Here is a 17147-nt window from a genome sequence, read left to right on the forward strand (position 1 = left end):
CATTTTTTAATTTGCATGACCTTGTGGAGAATTAAGATGCGACATCCTTTAGTGATGGGTAACTGGAAACTAAACGGCAGCAAGCATATGGTTCACGAGCTGATCGCGGGCCTGCGTAAAGAGCTGGCTGGCGTTGATGGTTGTGGCGTAGCTATCGCTCCTCCTACCGTCTATCTGGACCTGGCAAAACACGCCGCTTCCGGCAGCCACATCATTCTTGGTGCTCAGAACGTTGACGTGAACCTGTCTGGCGCATTCACCGGTGAAATCTCCGCTGACATGCTGAAAGATATCGGTGCTAAATACATCATCATCGGTCACTCTGAACGCCGTACCTACCACGCTGAATCTGATGAGCAGATCGCGAAGCAGTTCGCCATCCTGAAACAGGTCGGCCTGACCCCTGTTCTGTGTATCGGTGAAACCGACGCGGAAAACGAAGCGGGCAAAACTGAAGAAGTTTGCGCACGTCAGATTGATGCTGTTCTGAAGACTCAGGGCGCGGCAGCTTTCGAAGGCGCGGTAATTGCTTACGAACCTGTTTGGGCAATCGGTACTGGCAAATCAGCTACCCCAGCTCAGGCTCAGGCCGTGCACAAATTCATTCGCGACCATATCGCTAAAGCGGACGCGAAAGTGGCTGAACAAGTCATTATCCAGTACGGCGGTTCCGTAAACGATAAAAATGCAGCAGAGCTGTTTGCTCAGCCGGACATCGACGGCGCGCTGGTTGGCGGTGCATCCCTGAAGGCTGACGCTTTCGCGGTGATCGTGAAGGCAGCAGCAGAAGCGAAAAAAGCGTAAGTTTCGCTACTTCGTATCAGAATAAGGAAAATCAATTCATTGATTTTCGCCCGCTTATCACAAAGAAGGAAAAACCACGCTTTTTCCTTCTTTGTCAGCAATCTAAGGCTCCGCTTGCGGGGCCTTTTTTAATGGAGTCCGTTTACAACTCTCTAAAAACAGAGGCCTTAATGATAGTGAATCTCGCCAAAATAGTCGGATAACACATAATAGCGGCAATACTCAAAAGGGCGCTCCTCACCGGACATAAACGTCTGACGGGCGACGGAAAGCAGCGGTTTATCAGCAGGAATTTGCAGCTTATCGCAAAGATCGGCACCTGGCAGAATGGCATCCACTTTCTCAATGGCGGAATCGCTCTGTATGTTCAACAGCTGGTAGAGCGAAGCATGCTCCAGCGCCTCGGCCGTGAGCGTCAGGTCCGGGAAAAAAGACAGATCCAGGTAGATTTTCTCGTGGTTGAATGGCCGGTTATTCAAGCAGCGAATACGCGAGATATAAAGATAATGATGGTGGGTGGGCAGGCTAAGACCGTCCTCCTGGGCATCCCGGGCGCGACGCGGCGCAATCTCAAGAATTCGGTTTTCAACGGCAACGCTGGTATCACGCAAATCGCTGGTTATGCCGCGAAACGTGTGCCCATAGCTGACCCCTTCCGGCACCGCGCTGACAACCGATCCGCTGCCGCGCTGAGAGGTGATAATGCCGGCGTTGATAAGCTCGCTCCAGGCCTGTTTTACGACGATAAGCGAAACATTGTAGCTTTGGGCGAGCGCTTTTTGCGTGGGTAGCTGACAGCCCAACGGCAAGGTGCCGTTCTGGATCTGCTGGCAGATGATGTAAAACAACTGCTTGTACAGCGGAGTATAACTCGTCTTATCAACCTGCAAGCCGTTTACCTCAATTGTCTGCCAGCCGGGGACATTGCCCACCCCCGCAGAACGCTTTTATCCTGCGATCTGTCTGGCGAGCTCTGCCAAATCGAAATGGTTCATGCTATCGATAGTGGTTAAATAGTCGGCAGGAAAGGCACCGGCACCATGACAGGCCCCGGAGAGTGCCCCGACCATGGTGGCAACGGTATCGGTATCATTGCCGATATTTACGGCGGAAATGATAGCATCAACAGCGGAATTCGGACAACACGCGAACAGGCCAAACGCCGCCGGCACGGCTTCACTGACGTGCAGGCCGGAACCAATAATATCTGCAAGCTCGACGATTGCCGTTTCCCAGTGGACATGACGTTTACCGATGGAGACCGCCAGCTCAATTCGGCGCCCCACCGACGGACCCGCCACCATCATTGCCCCCTGCTCCACGGCCAGCGCATAACCCCTGTCGGCTCCGTAGATGCCAGCGGCGATAATACTGTCTGCGCTGGTCACGTCTCTTAACGCCTCGCTGGTCGCCGCCGCCATTGCCGCAGCACCCGACATCGCCAGCACGTTGTTATGGGTAAAGCGGCAGATGTCCAGCGCGCTGCGAATCGCCGCCTCGATGTCGCCCGGGTGCAGCACAGCAGCGGGCCAAATCTTCATCGCCGCACCGTTCGTCGCTTCCGCATTGCCCTTATTAATTATCTGGACCGACTGCTTTTCCCCCTCGAGCTCTCCCTGCAATGACGCACGGTTATCATTAAAGATGGCTTTCATGGCGGCCCTGGTCGTTGGCCCGGTAAAATTGGCGTAAAAAGGATACGCAAGCCAGCGCTGAAAAGCTTCCCGCATAGCGGCGTCGCTGACCTGCCGCTCGTGCGCTAACAGGGCGTCCATAATGTATTTCGCCTGTATAAAATCGTCCGTACACATGCCGGCCTCGTTACAACGGCCAAAGGTATCCGCAGGCGGTTTTTCAAAGCCGGTCACCCAACCGCCAAAATAGTCGCGAATTTGCTGCTGGGTACGCACTTCCGTCGCCGCTCCCATGGCGTCTGCCGCTGCGGCACCAATCAAACATCCCAGAATTTTGTTGCTTTCAACGTGCATGGTGTACTCCTACGATTTAACGTTATTGCCCAGCGGGTAGCTGGTGCGAAAGGCAGCGAGCTGCTCCGGGTACGGCAGCGCGGTCATTGCGCCTTTTGCCGTGACCGCCATAGAGCCGCAGACGTTGGCATTACCGATGGCGTCTGCGAGCAGGTGACGATCCAGGCTTGCCGAATGTGAAAGGGTATAAAGCAGCCCGCCGACGAAAGCGTCGCCGGCGCCGGTAGTATCGACAACTTCCGTTGCAGGGACCGGAAAAGTGGATTCTCCCTCTGTGGTTATCAGCAGCGCACCTTCAGCGCCCAGTGAAACGACAGTGGTCTCGCAGCCAAGGTCGCGAATCAGGTAGCGGGCGTCCTGCCAGCGTCCGGTTTCGCCCAGCCAGCACAGCTCGTCTGCTGACACCTTGCAGATAGTGGCAAGCCCTATGGCCTCGGTCAGAAGAGGCGCTATCAGGCTTGCATCGCTCCACATGTTCACGCGCAGATTAACGTCGAACATGACGTGTCCGCCCGCGGCCTTCATGCGCCTGGCTCCCTCCAGACACGCTTCCCGCGCCGGGCTTTCCGTCAGGCCAATCGAGCTGAAGTAAAACCACTCCCCTGCTTTAAATTCCGGCAGGTCATGCGCGGAGACGAAAGCATCCGCGCCGGGGTGGACCAGATAGGTAAAACTACGCTCGCCTTCCGGCGTGAGGTTAACAATCAGCACCGCGCTGGTTTGCTGCGGATCCAGCCGCAGCGAGGCGATGTCAACGCCGTTATCACTCAGCGTCTGCCGCAGGAAATGCCCCGCATCATCGTCCCCCAGACAGCCGATAAACCCGCAATTCCCGCCCAGTCGGGCCACGCAAACCGCCACGTTTGCTGAGGCGCCGCCGGGACATTTCAGATAGGTATCCGTTTTCTCCGGCACCAGATCGATGGAGGCGTCACCAATGACCCAGACTTTGTTGAGATGATTCATCTGCTCCTCCTCAGGCCTGACGCTGCGCCAGCTCGGTCTGGATGTCGCGGTAATACTGGTTATTGATGAAATACTTCTTCATCAGCAAACCAGTGGCGAGGTGGAAAGCGGCGGGGATGATCGTCATCATCAGCGCGATCCCCGCAAGCGAGCTCGCGCTTTGCTGTACGTCCGCCTGATAGCCGAAGTGGCTCAGCAAGAAGCCCAGTACGCCGCCGGCAATCCCCATGCCGAATTTCTGGAAAAACAGGATGCCGCCAAACGCAAGGCCAGACACGCGAAGCCCGTTTTTCTTCTCTCCGTAGTCCACGACCTCGGCAATCGAAGACCAGAAGACAGGCATCTGCATGTCGCAGAAGAAGTTAATAAGAAAGTAAAAGATGAACGCGAGGACAATGTTCTGCTGGCCGACGCAAAAATACATGGCGGCGCTAAGGGCGAAAGTCATGAGCTGGGTGTAGCGGAACATTTTGATTTTATCCCAGAATTTCGTTACCCAGGTTGTCGCGATCATGGCCAGTATGGAAGCCACTACGCCCGCGGTAAGAAAGGGCGATATCAGGCTATCGCCACCGCCAAGATAATATTTGGCGTAGTAGGCCGCGACCGAGCCGCGAATGACATAGCCGCACATAAGCAGCATGATAACGACGCCCAGAATAAGCCACTGATCGTTACGTAAAAGCGTGGCGAACTGCTGTTTGATGCTCATGGAGGGCAGCTCCGGCTCGCTGCGCTCACGCGTGGTTAAGAAGCAGAAGATAAAGAGTACCGCCCCCATTGCGCCCATCAATCCCATCGACAGTTGATAGCCCAGAGCTTTATTGCCCTGCCCCAGCCAGACGGCCAGCATGGGAACAACAATGGTCACCAGGAATGCAGCGATTTTGGTCATGACAAAGCGGTAGCCGTTGGCGCTAAGCCGTTCATCAGGGTCGTTAGTGATAACACCAATCAGCGAGATGTAAGGGATGGTGATAGCGGTATAAACCAGCGTCATCAGGATATAGGTGAAATAGGCCCACGCCAGTTTTAACGTATAGGTCATATCTGGGGTGATGAACATCAGATAAACGGCGAAGCCAAAGGGCAAGGCAAACCACAGCAGCCAGGGGCGGTAGCGTCCCCAGCGGGTAGACACTTTATCGGTCAGCATGCCCATCGCCGGATCGATAATGGCATCAATCATGCGCACGACGACCAGCAGCACACCTACATCCGCCGCGCGCAGTCCGTAAATATCGGTGTAGAAATACGCCAGCAGCAGCTGCATGGCGATAATCACTACGTTAATCGCCATGTCCCCGGCGCCAAAACCAATCTTTTCCACGATAGACAATTTCATATCGGAATTCCTTTTGCGCAGCACTGCGCAAGAATGTCGAACAAAGGATGCGTAACTACGTGAAATAAAAATTTATCAGGCACGCGGTACTCACTAATCGGCGGGTAACGCGTAAAAGGGAGTGTATGCGAAACACAAAAGACATAAAGGTATACCTTTATATCTTTTGATCGGTTTCACATAAATTTAACCTAAGAGGCATTTTGGCTGGCGTGAAGCGGGACGAAGCGCAAAAAACCCGGGGCTAGTGCCTACCGGGTTTTTGATAAAGGTGCGGGCGACGTATCGCCGTCTGGAAAAATTATCGCTTACTTATCTGGTCGAACGTTCCGCCGTTAGAGAAGTGCTCTTTCTGAGCTTTTGTCCAGCCGCCGAATTCCTGGTCGATGGTAAACAACTTCAGTTTCGGGAAAGCGCTTTCGTATTTCTTCGCGACTTCGGCATCACGCGGGCGATAGTAGTTCTTCGCGGCGATCTCCTGGCCCTGCGGAGAGTACAGATACTTAAGATACTCTTCGGCAACTTTCTGGGTGCCTTTCTTATCAACGACTTTGTCGACGACTGAGACAGTCGGCTCCGCCAGAATCGACTCGCTCGGCGTGACGATTTCAAATTTGTCTTTACCCAGCTCGTTGGTTGCCAGCAGCGCTTCGTTTTCCCACGCAATCAGCACGTCGCCAATCCCGCGTTCCACAAAGGTGTTCGTTGAGCCACGCGCGCCGGAATCGAGCACTTCTACGTTCTTATAGAGCGCCTTCACGAAGTCCTGAGCTTTCGCCTGGTCATTATTATTGTGGTGCAGTGCGTAGCCCCAGGCTGCAAGATAGTTCCAGCGAGCACCGCCGGAGCTTTTCGGATTCGGCGTGATAACAGAAACGCCCGGCTTGATCAGATCGTTCCAGTCATGAATTTGCTTCGGGTTACCTTTACGCACCAGGAAAACAATGGTTGAGGTGTACGGCGCGGAGTTATCAGGCAGGCGTTTGATCCAGTTTTTATCGATGCGCCCGCGCTCAGCAATGGCGTCAACATCATAGGCCAGCGCGAGGGTTACCACGTCCGCTTCAATACCGTTAATCACCGACGTTGCCTGTTTGCCCGAGCCACCGTGTGACTGGCGAATCACCACGTCATCGCCGGTTTGCTGTTTCCAGTGTGCGCTGAAGGCCTTGTTGTACTCTTCATACAACTCGCGCGTCGGGTCGTAGGAAACGTTAAGTAGCTGAATGTCTTTCGCTAATACGCTGCCAGACGCCAAAAGTAATGTAAGCCCCACTCCCCACTTGTTCATCGCACGCTCTCTTATTTACTTTGATGAACTCAGCCTGCCAGAAACTTATCCATTGATTAAAGAATAAAAAAAGATTGGCTATAACCACGGGGAATATAGAGCCGCATAAAAAAGGCCGGGTTTCCCCGGCCTCATCAGAAAGCTGAATTAGTACAGCTTCTTGGCGCAGTCCAGCCAGTCACCTTTGAACGGACGCTTCATGCTTTCGATGGCGTCGATGATGTCGTGGTGAACCAGTTTCTCGTTCTGGATGCCGACACAGCGACCGCCGTGGCCTTCCAGCAGCAGCTCGATAGAGTAAGCGCCCATGCGGGAAGCCAGGATGCGGTCGTAAGCAACCGGGGAACCACCGCGCTGGATATGGCCCAGGACGGTTGCGCGGGTTTCGCGCTTGGTTTCTGTCTCGATGTACTGAGCCAGTTCGTCGATGTCGCAGATGTGCTCGGTAATCGCCACGATGGCGTGTTTTTTACCCTTCGCGATGCCCGCTTTGATTTCAGCAACCAGGTCTTCACGGTTGAACTCAACTTCCGGCAGGACAACAAACTCACAGCCACCGGCAATGGATGCAGCCAGAGTCAGATCGCCACAGTAGCGACCCATAACTTCTACGATAGAGATACGCTGGTGGGATGAAGAGGTATCACGCAGGCGGTCGATGGCTTCGACCACTGTTTCCAGCGCGGTAAAGAAACCAATGGTGTAGTCGGTGCCTTTGATGTCGTTATCAATGGTGCCCGGCAGACCGATGCACGGGAAGCCCATCTCGGTCAGGCGCTTGGCACCCATGTAGGAGCCGTCGCCGCCGATAACAACCAGCGCATCAATCCCGCGTTTTTTGAGGTTTTCGATAGCAACCGCGCGGATTTTCTCATCGCGGAACTCAGGAAAACGAGCAGAGCCCAGGAACGTACCGCCACGGTTAATCATGTCGGAGACGCTGTAGCGGTCCAGGTTGACCATACGGTCTTCGTACAGGCCCAGATAGCCATCATAAACACCCGCAACTTCCAGACCTTCTGACAATGCTGCACGAACCACACCGCGAATCGCCGCGTTCATGCCCGGCGCATCACCGCCACTCGTCAACACACCAATTTTTTTGATCATGACTACCTCTGAACTTTGAATGCAAAATTAATCCTGTTGCCGGAAACAGCCTACGGGCAACCCGAGGCATCGACTCTGCTGCAAATAGTATAACAACCGCTTCCAGCTGAATTGATTCAGGTCAGGCCAATTAGCGGTAAATGTATCCAAAAAATGCCGCCGGCGCCTGCTTTTCGACAACGTAAACTGCTACTCGAATGGCCTTATCGCCCCGTTGGGACGACCGAGCAGGGATCCTGATGAATAATCACATCCGACCCAGGGAAGTGATAGAGGATCGCCTGCTCCACCTGTTCAGCGATAACGTGCGCCTGAACAAGCGGTAAATTGTCTTCCATTTCGATATGAATCTGAATAAAGCGAGTCGGCCCTGACTGCCGCGTCCGTAAATCATGTGCCCCACGTACGCCAGGCCAGGAGGTGACTATATCGAAAATGGCCTCATGTTCTGCTTCAGGCAGAGCACGGTCTAAAAGGGATTGCACGGCTTCATGCCCCATGCGAATCGCGTTATACAAAATATAGACACCGATTCCCAATGCAAACAGTGAATCAGCCCGGTGCCACCCATACCAGGATAGCGCCAGCGCCACAAGAATCGCACCGTTCATCATAACATCAGACTGATAATGAAGCATGTCGGCCCGCACGGCCTGACTCTGCGTTCTTCTGACAACCCAGCGCTGGAAGGTGACCAGAATGAGCGTGCTGATCAGAGCGATGACGGTCACGATGATGCCGATCGCCGGCTGATTCATGGGAGAGGGATCGGCAAGGTGCTGGATACCCGTAAGGAACAGAAACAGCGCCGACCCCGAAATAAACATACTTTGCGCCAGCGCCGCCAGTGATTCAGCTTTGCCATGCCCGAACGTGTGTTCATCGTCCGCCGGTTGCAGAGAATAACGAACCACCAACAGGTTAGTCAGCGAGGCGGCAATATCCACCAGCGAGTCCACCAACGCCGCCAGAATACTGACCGAACCGGTATACCACCAGGCGAAAATTTTAATCAAAAGTAACAGCGATGCCATTACCGTTGCAGCGATCGCCGCACGGCTGACCAACTGCCCATACTGTTGATTCATAGGGGCTCCAACAAATTAATGCTGGCTAGTATAGCGGATTCATCTGAACGTTAAGGCAAAAAAAACCCCGCCTTGTGGGCGGGGAAGACAGGGATGGTGTCTATGGCAAGGAAAACAGGGTTGTTACTGGTTACTACGGGTACTGCTACTACTCTGTGCCTGCAATAAGGAACTTCGTTGCAGATCCGCCAGCTCACGATACTGATTCATGCGCTGTTGGTGTTTGTCGTTCAAAACGGCTTGCTGCTCAGGCGTTAACAGGCGGTACATTTGATTGCGCACTTTCGCCATTTCAACCTGGCGAGTCACCTGTTCTTGTGCCATTTTTTCTGCCTGAGCACGTACGGCCGTTTCGTCAAAATTTTCAGCGGTGACCAGATTATGCATGGTCTCCATTTCGCTTACGTTCACAGGTGGGCTATCATGCCTTGCCCGCTGCATAAGGTCGCGCATTTGCTGACGCTGCTGTTCGGTCAGATTAATGCCGTCAAACATATTGCTGCTTTGAATACCATTACGCTTTACTAGTTCTTCGCCGTTATGCCAGTTATCGCTGGTCGTTAATCCTGTGGCCTGGCTGGACAGGGTAACGAATGCCAGTGTTGAGGCCATGACAGCAGCGGTAACATGACGCATCACTTGCTCCCGAAATCTTGTGTGCTGCGATTCAACGAGAGCCAGTCTACGATTCCCGCTGCAAACAAGCGTCAGGGGGTGTAAAACAACGTAAAGTCATGGATTAGCGCGCCTTGATGACGTAATTTCTGCCTCGGAGGTAATTTAACAATGAATAAAATTCTGTTAGTTGATGATGACCGAGAGCTTACTTCCCTGTTAAAGGAACTGCTCGACATGGAAGGTTTTAACGTAACGGTCGCCCACGATGGCGAACAAGCGTTGGAGCTTTTGGACGACAGCATCGACCTGTTATTGCTCGACGTGATGATGCCGAAAAAGAACGGCATTGATACTTTAAAAGAGCTTCGTCAGACACACCAGACGCCAGTCATCATGCTGACCGCCCGCGGAAGCGAGCTGGATCGCGTTCTGGGCCTTGAACTGGGCGCAGATGACTATCTCCCTAAACCATTCAACGATCGTGAGCTGGTGGCCCGTATACGCGCTATTTTGCGTCGTTCCCACTGGAGCGAACAGCAGCAAAACAGCGACAACGGTTCTCCTAACGTCGAAGTTGACGGTCTGAGCCTTAATCCAGGTCGTCAGGAAGCCAGCTTTGACGGCCAGGCGCTTGATTTAACCGGGACCGAATTCACGCTGTTGTATTTGTTAGCCCAGCATCTTGGCCAGGTGGTCTCGCGTGAACATCTGAGTCAGGAAGTTTTAGGTAAACGCCTGACACCTTTTGACCGCGCGATTGATATGCATATTTCCAACCTGCGACGTAAGCTGCCTGACCGTAAAGACGGGCATCCGTGGTTCAAAACCTTACGTGGCCGCGGCTATCTGATGGTTTCAGCTTCATGATAAGTAGCCTTACCGCGCGTATTTTTGCCATCTTCTGGTTGACGTTAGCGTTAGTACTGATGCTGGTACTGATGCTGCCGAAGCTGGATTCGCGTCAGATGACCGAGCTGATGGAAAATGAGCAGCGTCAAGGCACAATGATAGAGCAGCACGTCGAGGCGGAGCTTCAGAACGATCCGCCAAACGACCTGATGTGGTGGCGCCGTTTATTTCGGGCCATCGATAAGTGGGCACCTCCTGGCCAGCGTCTGCTGCTGGTCACCAGCGAAGGGCGAGTGATTGGCGCCCAGCGCAACGAAATGCAGATTATCCGTAACTTTATCGGCCAGTCTGACAACTCCGATCATCCGCAAAAGAAAAAGTATGGCCGCGTAGAGCTGGTGGGGCCGTTCTCGGTACGTGACGGGGAAGACAACTACCAGCTCTATCTGATCCGTCCGGCAAGCAGTTCCCAGTCTGACTTTATCAACCTGCTGTTTGACAGGCCGCTCCTGCTGCTGATTGTCACCATGCTGGTCAGCTCTCCGCTGCTGCTCTGGCTTGCCTGGAGCCTGGCAAAACCTGCCCGTAAGCTGAAAAATGCTGCCGATGAAGTTGCCCAGGGGAATTTGCGTCAGCATCCGGAGCTGGAATCCGGGCCGCAGGAGTTTCTTGCCGCTGGGGCCAGCTTTAACCAGATGGTGATGGCGCTCGAAAGAATGATGACGACTCAGCAGCGTCTGCTGTCGGATATCTCTCACGAACTGCGTACGCCGCTGACCCGTCTGCAGTTGGGCACCGCCCTGTTGCGTCGTAAGGCCGGAGAAAGCAAAGAGCTGGAGCGTATTGAAACCGAAGCGCAGCGCCTGGACGGCATGATTAACGATCTGCTGGTCATGTCCCGCAACCAGCAGAAGAACGCGCTGGCAAGCGAGACGATGAAAGCGAACCAGATCTGGTCAGAAGTGCTGGATAACGCCGCCTTCGAAGCCGAGCAGATGGGCAAATCGCTGGAGGTCACCTATCCGCCGGGGCCGTGGCTGCTGTACGGCAACCCGAACTCGCTGGAAAGCGCGCTGGAAAACATCGTTCGTAACGCCCTGCGCTACTCGCATACGAAAATTGCCGTTAATTTCTCTGTCGATAACCAGGGAATTACCGCAACCGTAGACGATGATGGTCCAGGCGTGAGCCCGGAAGACCGCGAACAGATCTTCCGTCCGTTCTACCGTACGGATGAGGCAAGGGACCGTGAGTCTGGCGGTACCGGTTTAGGCCTCGCCATCGTGGAAACCGCCGTTCAGCAGCACCGTGGCTGGGTGAAAGCCGAAGACAGTCCGCTGGGCGGCCTGAGGCTGGTCATCTGGCTGCCGCTGTACCACCGCAGCAAGTAACGTATCTCACAGGCCCGTTCGGGCCTGTTTTAGATTGCTGACAAAGAAGGAGAAAGCGTGGTTTTTCCTTCTTTGTGATGAGCAGGCGAAAATCAATGAATTGATTTTCCTTGTTATTTATTCGGTGAGATCTTTGCGAAAGTCATTCGCTTTAAGTTTGTCATCTGTCTGCAACAGGTCAGTTCGGGCCTGTTTTCCTTCTCGCCACAAATTGCTATTCTGCGCCCCTTGTCTTAGGGGGCTGTATGCTGAATATCGTATTGTTTGAACCTGAAATCCCGCCGAATACCGGCAACATCATCCGTCTTTGTGCTAACACCGGCTTCCGGCTGCATATTATCGAGCCAACGGGGTTTGGCTGGGATGATAAACGGTTGCGCCGTGCCGGGCTGGATTATCACGAGTTCGCTGCCGTGAACCGCCATACAAATTACACTGCATTTCTGGAAGCGGAAAACCCTCATCGCCTGTTCGCCTTAACGACGAAGGGAACGCCCGCTCACAGTGCCGTCAGCTATCAGGACGGGGACTATCTGATCTTCGGGCCGGAAACCCGTGGGCTGCCAGCTGCTATCCTGGATGCGCTGCCGCCGGGACAAAAAATTCGAATTCCGATGATGCCGGACAGCCGCAGCATGAACCTGTCTAATGCGGTGTCGGTGGTGGTGTACGAAGCGTGGCGCCAGCTTGGTTATCCAGGCGCCGTGCTGAGAAGCTAAATTCCGTCGCCGTACTCAAAGCCGCCGTTGGCACCGTTGAAGTGCTGATCCATGTCGATGGCGGGCTTGTCGCTCTCCGGTTTACCGACGATGCGAGCAGGCACGCCAGCAGCGGTTGTATGCGGCGGGACCGGCTGTAGCACCACGGAACCTGCGCCAATCTTCGCCCCCCGCCCGACCTCGATATTGCCGAGGATTTTCGCCCCGGCGCCAATCATCACCCCTTCACGGATCTTCGGATGGCGGTCGCCGCTGGTTTTGCCGGTACCGCCGAGGGTGACCGATTGCAGAATCGACACGTCGTTTTCGACGATGGCCGTTTCACCAATTACGATGCCCGTGGCGTGGTCGAGCATTATCCCGCAGCCAATTTTTGCCGCCGGGTGGATATCGACCTGAAAGGAGACGGAAACCTGGTTTTGCAGGAAAATAGCCAGCGCCCGGCGCCCCTCGTTCCACAGCCAGTGGCCGATACGATAAGCCTGAAGCGCATGAAAACCCTTCAGGTAAAGCAAGGGGGTGGAATATTTGTCCACGGCCGGGTCACGGGTGCGGACGGCCTGAATATCGCAGGCGGCGGAAGCAACTAACTGTGGCTCTGCCGCATAGGCTTCTTCCACGACTTCACGAATGGCGATGGCGGGCATGATCGAAGAGGCCAGCTTGTTAGCCAGCATATAGCTAAGGGCGCTGCCCAGATTTTCATGTTTGAGGAGAGTTGCGTGGTAAAAACTGGCCAACATTGGTTCACAATCGGCAAGCGCTCGCGCTTCGGCTTTAATGTTGTTCCACACCAGATCCAGTTCTTCAGACGACATTGCTCTCTCCAGACAGAAAACAGCGCCCGGCGCAGGATGACCGGGGCGCTTCAGTTTTGCGGTTGCATTGTTCCCTCAGGTGCAACTGTGTCAGTTGCCGCTTCGTTCATCCTTGCGGGTTCTACCAAGCAGCGTTAATGCTGCCTCGCGAGCGTTTTTTCCGCAATATAATACCTGATAAATTTCCTCGGTTATTGGCATTTCGACACCCACCCGCGCAGCAAGCTCGCGGACTTCTTTGGTGTTGCGATAGCCTTCAACCACCTGGCCGATTTTTTCCTGCGCCAAATCCACGTCCGCCCCCTGCCCCAGCATCATGCCGAAACGACGGTTACGTGACTGATTATCGGTACAGGTCAGCACCAGATCGCCCAGGCCGGCCATACCCATGAAGGTTTCCGGTGAGGCACCCAGCGCACTGCCAAGACGAGTCATTTCCGCCAGACCACGCGTGATCAGCGCCGTACGGGCGTTAGCCCCAAAGCCGATGCCGTCTGACATCCCCGCGCCAATCGCAATGACGTTTTTCACAGCGCCGCCGAGCTGCACGCCGATGAAATCCGGATTGCTGTAAACGCGGAAGCTTTTGCCGCAGTGCAGCAGGTGCTGGAGGTCATCAGCAAAGGTGTCGTCTGTCGCCGCCAGAGAAATGGCCGTAGGTAGCCCGGCAGCCAGCTCTTTTGCAAAGGTTGGGCCAGAGATCACCGCCAGTGGCACGCTATCGCCTAAAGCTTCCCGAGCAACATCCTGCAGTAACCGACCGGTTTCTGCTTCCAGCCCTTTCGTCGCCCAAACCACGCGCGCATCAGCACGCATCAGAGGTTTTATCTGGCGCAGCACCTGTCCGAAGACATGGCTTGGCACCACCACCAGAATATTACGGCTGGCAGAGAGCGCGGTGGCCAAATCGGTTTCAAGATGGAGCGTGTCCGGGAAGGGAACGTCGGGAAGGAACGCAGCATTACAGCGGTCGGCCAGCAAGGTCGCGATATGTTTTGGGTCATGACCCCACAGCACGACGTGGTGGCCATTTCTTGCCAGAGTGATGGCAAGAGCGGTGCCGTAAGAGCCGGCACCGATCACAGTCATTGAAACATTAACGCTGTTCATCAGGCATCCTGATGGTTTTCAGCACCTTCGCCAGATTGCTGTTCCAGATAGCTCATGAACAGTGCATCAAAGTTTACCGGAGCAAGGTTCAGCTGCGGGAAGGTACCACGAGAAACCAGGCTAGTGATTGCTTCGCGTGCATACGGGAACAGAATGTTCGGGCAGTACGCACCCAGGCAGTGTGCCATTTGCGTGCCTTCGATACCGCCGATGGAGAAGATGCCTGCCTGCTGAACTTCGCACAGGAACGCAGTGTCTTCGCCCAGAGTTGCGGTCACGGTGACACGCAGTACAACTTCATATACGTCGTCTGCCAGCTGGCTGGAAGCCGTATCCAGATCCAGTTTAACTTCTGGCTGCCAGTCTTTCTGGAAGACGTGCGGTGCATTTGGCGCTTCAAAAGAGATGTCTTTGGTGTATACGCGCTGAATCTGGAAAGCCATTTCGGTGTTGTTTTGTTCTGACATTGATATAAACCCTTAAAAAATTAATACGTCCTTAAATCCGTCATTAACGGCAGACAAACTTCGCTATCGCAGCAGAGAATCGAGTCCACCACGTGCATCAAGCGCATACAAGTCATCACAGCCGCCAATGTGCTGTGCGTCAATAAAAATCTGCGGCACCGTAGTCCGGCCACTGCGTTTGATCATCTCTTCACGTTTGATGGCATCGCCATCAATCGGTAATTCCTGGAAAGCCACCCCTTTGCTGTTAAGCAGGTCTTTTGCACGGTGGCAAAACGGGCAGGTTGCTTTGGTATAGATTTCGATATTCGCCATGGCTCACCTCAGAATAGATGCAGATTATTTACCGCGTACCAGCGGCAGGTTGTCACCACTCCAGCCAGCGATGCCTTCTTTAAGCAAGGTAACCTGTTCGAAGCCAGCTTTAATCAGCAGCTGCGCTGATTCCTGCGATGTCACACCATTGCCACAAACCACGATAACAGGCTTGGCTTTGTGCTTTTCAAGCTCGCCGAAGTTGCCGCTTTTAATCTCATTTGTCAGCACGTTCAGAGAGTTAGCGATATGGCCTTTACGATAGTCGTCACGTTGACGCACATCAACCACAACAGCATCCTCTTTATTGATTAAGCGCGTGGCTTCACCACGGGTAATCACCTTAACCTTTGAGGTTAATCCTTTGAAGGTCATAACAAGCACGGCGGCCAGTAAACCAACCCACGCCAGACTAAGTATGGGATGGCGACCAACGAATTGCATAATTTCTTGCATGGGGGGTAATAACTCCCGACTGAGTAAAGATGAAAAAAACCAGGCAAGGAGTATACCTTCGCATTGCGGCAATTACAGCCAGTCAGCATGATGTATTGTGGATTCTGCGTACTGTTACGAAAAAAATGCCCTTCATAGCTAAAAACCTGTCACGATCACACCCGTTTCTTTGATCTTCTGCGGCTATTTTTTTGTGATGGCTGTAGTAAAATTACGCAAATTTTTTATCTTTGACTTAGAGGTTCTTGCAATGTCGGTGACGAAAAAACCTATGGTTCTGGTGATTCTGGATGGATATGGCCATCGCGAAGAGCAGCAGGATAATGCCATTCTGAATGCTAAAACCCCGGTTATGGATAACCTGTGGAACCAACACCCACACACTCTGATTAACGCCTCGGGTCTGGAAGTTGGTCTGCCTGACGGGCAGATGGGTAACTCTGAAGTCGGTCACGTCAACCTCGGCGCTGGCCGTATTGTTTATCAGGACCTGACTCGCCTGGACGTTGAAATTAAAGAACGTACTTTCTTTGCCAACCCGGTTCTGACCGCAGCGGTAGACAAAGCTGTTGCCGCTGGCAAAGCGGTTCACATCATGGGTCTGGCTTCCGCGGGCGGCGTGCACAGCCATGAAGAGCACATCCTTGCGATGATCGAACTGGCAGCCGAGCGCGGTGCAAAAGCAATCTATCTGCATGCCTTCCTGGATGGTCGCGACACCCCGCCTCGCAGCGCTGAATCTTCGCTGAAGAAATTCGCGGATAAATTTGCAGCTCTGGGTAAAGGCCGCGTGGCATCCATTATTGGCCGTTACTTCGCAATGGACCGTGATAACCGCTGGGATCGTGTTGAGCTGGCTTACGACCTGATGACTCAGGCCAAAGGCGAATATCAGGCGGCAACCGCTGTTGCCGGCCTGGAAGCGGCTTACGCGCGCGATGAAAACGACGAATTCGTTAAACCAACCGTGATCCGTGCTGAAGGTGAAGCTGAGGCTGTCATGAACGACGGCGATGCACTGATCTTCATGAACTTCCGTGCTGACCGCGCTCGTCAGATAACTCGTGCTTTTGTTAATGCAGATTTTGACGGTTTTGCCCGTAAGAAAGTGGTTAACTTCGGCGACTTCATCATGCTGACCGAATATGCAGCAGACATCAAAACAGCATGCGCTTACCCACCAGCTTCCCTGACCAACACCTTCGGTGAGTGGATGGCGAAACATGACAAAACCCAGCTGCGCATTTCCGAAACTGAAAAATACGCTCACGTGACCTTCTTCTACAACGGTGGCGTTGAAGAGCCGTTTGCTGGTGAAGACCGCATTCTGATCAATTCGCCGAAAGTAGCGACTTATGACCTGCAACCGGAAATGAGTTCTGCGGAATTGACTGAAAAATTACTGGCGGCTATCAACAGCGGCAAGTATGACACCATCATTTGTAACTATCCGAATGGTGACATGGTCGGCCATACCGGCGTTTACGAAGCGGCAATTTCGGCAGTTGAAGCGCTGGATAACTGCATCGCGCAGGTCGTTTCTGCTGTTGAAAATACCGGCGGACAGCTGCTGATCACCGCGGACCACGGCAATGCAGAGCAGATGCGTGACCCGGCAACAGGTCAGGCTCATACCGCGCACACCAGCCTGCCGGTTCCGTTGATCTACATTGGCGATCGCGGCGTGAAAGCGGTAGAAGGCGGCAAGCTTTCTGATATCGCGCCAACCATGCTGAGCCTGATGGGCATGGAAATCCCGCAAGAGATGACTGGCAAGCCGCTGTTCATCGTGGAATAATCCCTCCCCATGAG

At 53.8% G+C, this 17147-nt stretch carries 18 protein-coding genes; 5 read left to right on the forward strand and 13 right to left on the reverse strand.

What is annotated here, in order from left to right; genetic code table 11:
* Window positions 1–36 precede the first annotated feature (36 nt).
* Complete coding sequence (tpiA, locus tag HYQ67_RS17935) at window positions 37–804, forward strand: triose-phosphate isomerase (protein ID WP_202305750.1); 768 nt, start codon at window positions 37–39, stop codon at window positions 802–804.
* Between the two features lie 167 nt (window positions 805–971).
* On the opposite strand, the gene HYQ67_RS17940 is transcribed toward tpiA, so the two are convergent.
* The 8 genes from HYQ67_RS17940 to cpxP all read right to left on the reverse strand — a co-directional run bounded on the left by HYQ67_RS17940 (window position 972) and on the right by cpxP (window position 9228).
* Window positions 972–1694, reverse strand: a complete 723-nt coding sequence (locus HYQ67_RS17940) for a GntR family transcriptional regulator (protein ID WP_202305751.1) — start codon at window positions 1692–1694, stop codon at window positions 972–974.
* A 57-nt stretch (window positions 1695–1751) separates the two neighbouring features.
* Complete coding sequence (locus HYQ67_RS17945) at window positions 1752–2792, reverse strand: ADP-ribosylglycohydrolase family protein (RefSeq protein ID WP_202305752.1); 1041 nt, start codon at window positions 2790–2792, stop codon at window positions 1752–1754.
* A gap of 9 nt (window positions 2793–2801) precedes the next feature.
* Complete coding sequence (locus tag HYQ67_RS17950) at window positions 2802–3758, reverse strand: PfkB family carbohydrate kinase (RefSeq protein WP_202305759.1); 957 nt, start codon at window positions 3756–3758, stop codon at window positions 2802–2804.
* 10 nt (window positions 3759–3768) lie between these two features.
* Window positions 3769–5103 (reverse strand): MFS transporter, encoded by a 1335-nt coding sequence (locus HYQ67_RS17955; RefSeq protein ID WP_202305761.1) that lies wholly within the window; start codon window positions 5101–5103, stop codon window positions 3769–3771.
* A gap of 301 nt (window positions 5104–5404) precedes the next feature.
* Entirely contained in the window at window positions 5405–6394 is a 990-nt protein-coding gene (gene sbp, locus HYQ67_RS17960) for a sulfate/thiosulfate ABC transporter substrate-binding protein Sbp (protein ID WP_202305768.1), read from the reverse strand.
* Window positions 6395–6541: 147 nt separating this feature from the next.
* The gene (gene pfkA / locus HYQ67_RS17965) at window positions 6542–7504 is read right to left on the reverse strand and encodes a 6-phosphofructokinase (protein WP_202305770.1); all 963 of its coding nucleotides are present in this window, start codon (window positions 7502–7504) and stop codon (window positions 6542–6544) included.
* Window positions 7505–7707: 203 nt separating this feature from the next.
* On the reverse strand, window positions 7708–8592 hold the full coding sequence (fieF, locus tag HYQ67_RS17970) for a CDF family cation-efflux transporter FieF (protein WP_202305772.1): 885 nt from the start codon (window positions 8590–8592) through the stop codon (window positions 7708–7710).
* A 123-nt stretch (window positions 8593–8715) separates the two neighbouring features.
* Window positions 8716–9228: a cell-envelope stress modulator CpxP gene (gene cpxP / locus HYQ67_RS17975; protein WP_202305774.1), complete on the reverse strand. Its 513-nt coding sequence runs from the start codon at window positions 9226–9228 to the stop codon at window positions 8716–8718.
* Window positions 9229–9378: 150 nt separating this feature from the next.
* Between cpxP and cpxR the strand changes: the two genes are divergently transcribed.
* The 3 genes from cpxR (at window position 9379) to trmL (ending at window position 12169) form a co-directional block, all read left to right on the forward strand.
* A complete protein-coding gene (gene cpxR, locus HYQ67_RS17980; protein ID WP_202305779.1) occupies window positions 9379–10077 on the forward strand; it encodes an envelope stress response regulator transcription factor CpxR in 699 nt (232 codons plus the stop codon).
* Window positions 10074–11450, forward strand: a complete 1377-nt coding sequence (cpxA, locus tag HYQ67_RS17985) for an envelope stress sensor histidine kinase CpxA (protein WP_202305784.1) — start codon at window positions 10074–10076, stop codon at window positions 11448–11450. Before cpxR ends, cpxA begins: the two co-directional genes overlap by 4 nt.
* A gap of 245 nt (window positions 11451–11695) precedes the next feature.
* Window positions 11696–12169, forward strand: coding sequence for a tRNA (uridine(34)/cytosine(34)/5-carboxymethylaminomethyluridine(34)-2'-O)-methyltransferase TrmL (gene trmL / locus HYQ67_RS17990; protein ID WP_202305785.1), 474 nt, complete (start codon window positions 11696–11698; stop codon window positions 12167–12169).
* On the opposite strand, the gene cysE is transcribed toward trmL, so the two are convergent.
* The 5 genes from cysE to HYQ67_RS18015 form a co-directional block, all read right to left on the reverse strand.
* Window positions 12166–12987 (reverse strand): serine O-acetyltransferase, encoded by an 822-nt coding sequence (gene cysE, locus HYQ67_RS17995; RefSeq protein ID WP_202305787.1) that lies wholly within the window; start codon window positions 12985–12987, stop codon window positions 12166–12168. The two genes, trmL and cysE, sit on opposite strands and share 4 nt — an antisense overlap.
* A gap of 90 nt (window positions 12988–13077) precedes the next feature.
* Window positions 13078–14097, reverse strand: a complete 1020-nt coding sequence (gene gpsA, locus HYQ67_RS18000) for an NAD(P)H-dependent glycerol-3-phosphate dehydrogenase (protein WP_202305789.1) — start codon at window positions 14095–14097, stop codon at window positions 13078–13080.
* Window positions 14097–14564 carry a protein-export chaperone SecB gene (gene secB, locus HYQ67_RS18005; protein ID WP_202305790.1) on the reverse strand — a complete coding sequence of 156 codons (468 nt, stop codon included), beginning with the start codon at window positions 14562–14564 and terminating at the stop codon, window positions 14097–14099. The genes gpsA and secB overlap by 1 nt, the downstream gene beginning before the upstream one ends.
* Window positions 14565–14627: 63 nt before the next feature.
* A complete protein-coding gene (gene grxC, locus HYQ67_RS18010; RefSeq protein ID WP_202305791.1) occupies window positions 14628–14879 on the reverse strand; it encodes a glutaredoxin 3 in 252 nt (83 codons plus the stop codon).
* Window positions 14880–14903: 24 nt separating this feature from the next.
* Window positions 14904–15335, reverse strand: coding sequence for a rhodanese-like domain-containing protein (locus tag HYQ67_RS18015; protein WP_202305792.1), 432 nt, complete (start codon window positions 15333–15335; stop codon window positions 14904–14906).
* Between the two features lie 250 nt (window positions 15336–15585).
* Between HYQ67_RS18015 and gpmM the strand changes: the two genes are divergently transcribed.
* Window positions 15586–17133, forward strand: coding sequence for a 2,3-bisphosphoglycerate-independent phosphoglycerate mutase (gpmM, locus tag HYQ67_RS18020; RefSeq protein ID WP_202305793.1), 1548 nt, complete (start codon window positions 15586–15588; stop codon window positions 17131–17133).
* Window positions 17134–17147: the final 14 nt, after the last annotated feature.

The organism is Dryocola clanedunensis subsp. sulfonylureivorans, assembly GCF_016756775.1.
Classification (GTDB): Bacteria; Pseudomonadota; Gammaproteobacteria; order Enterobacterales; family Enterobacteriaceae; genus Dryocola; species Dryocola clanedunensis.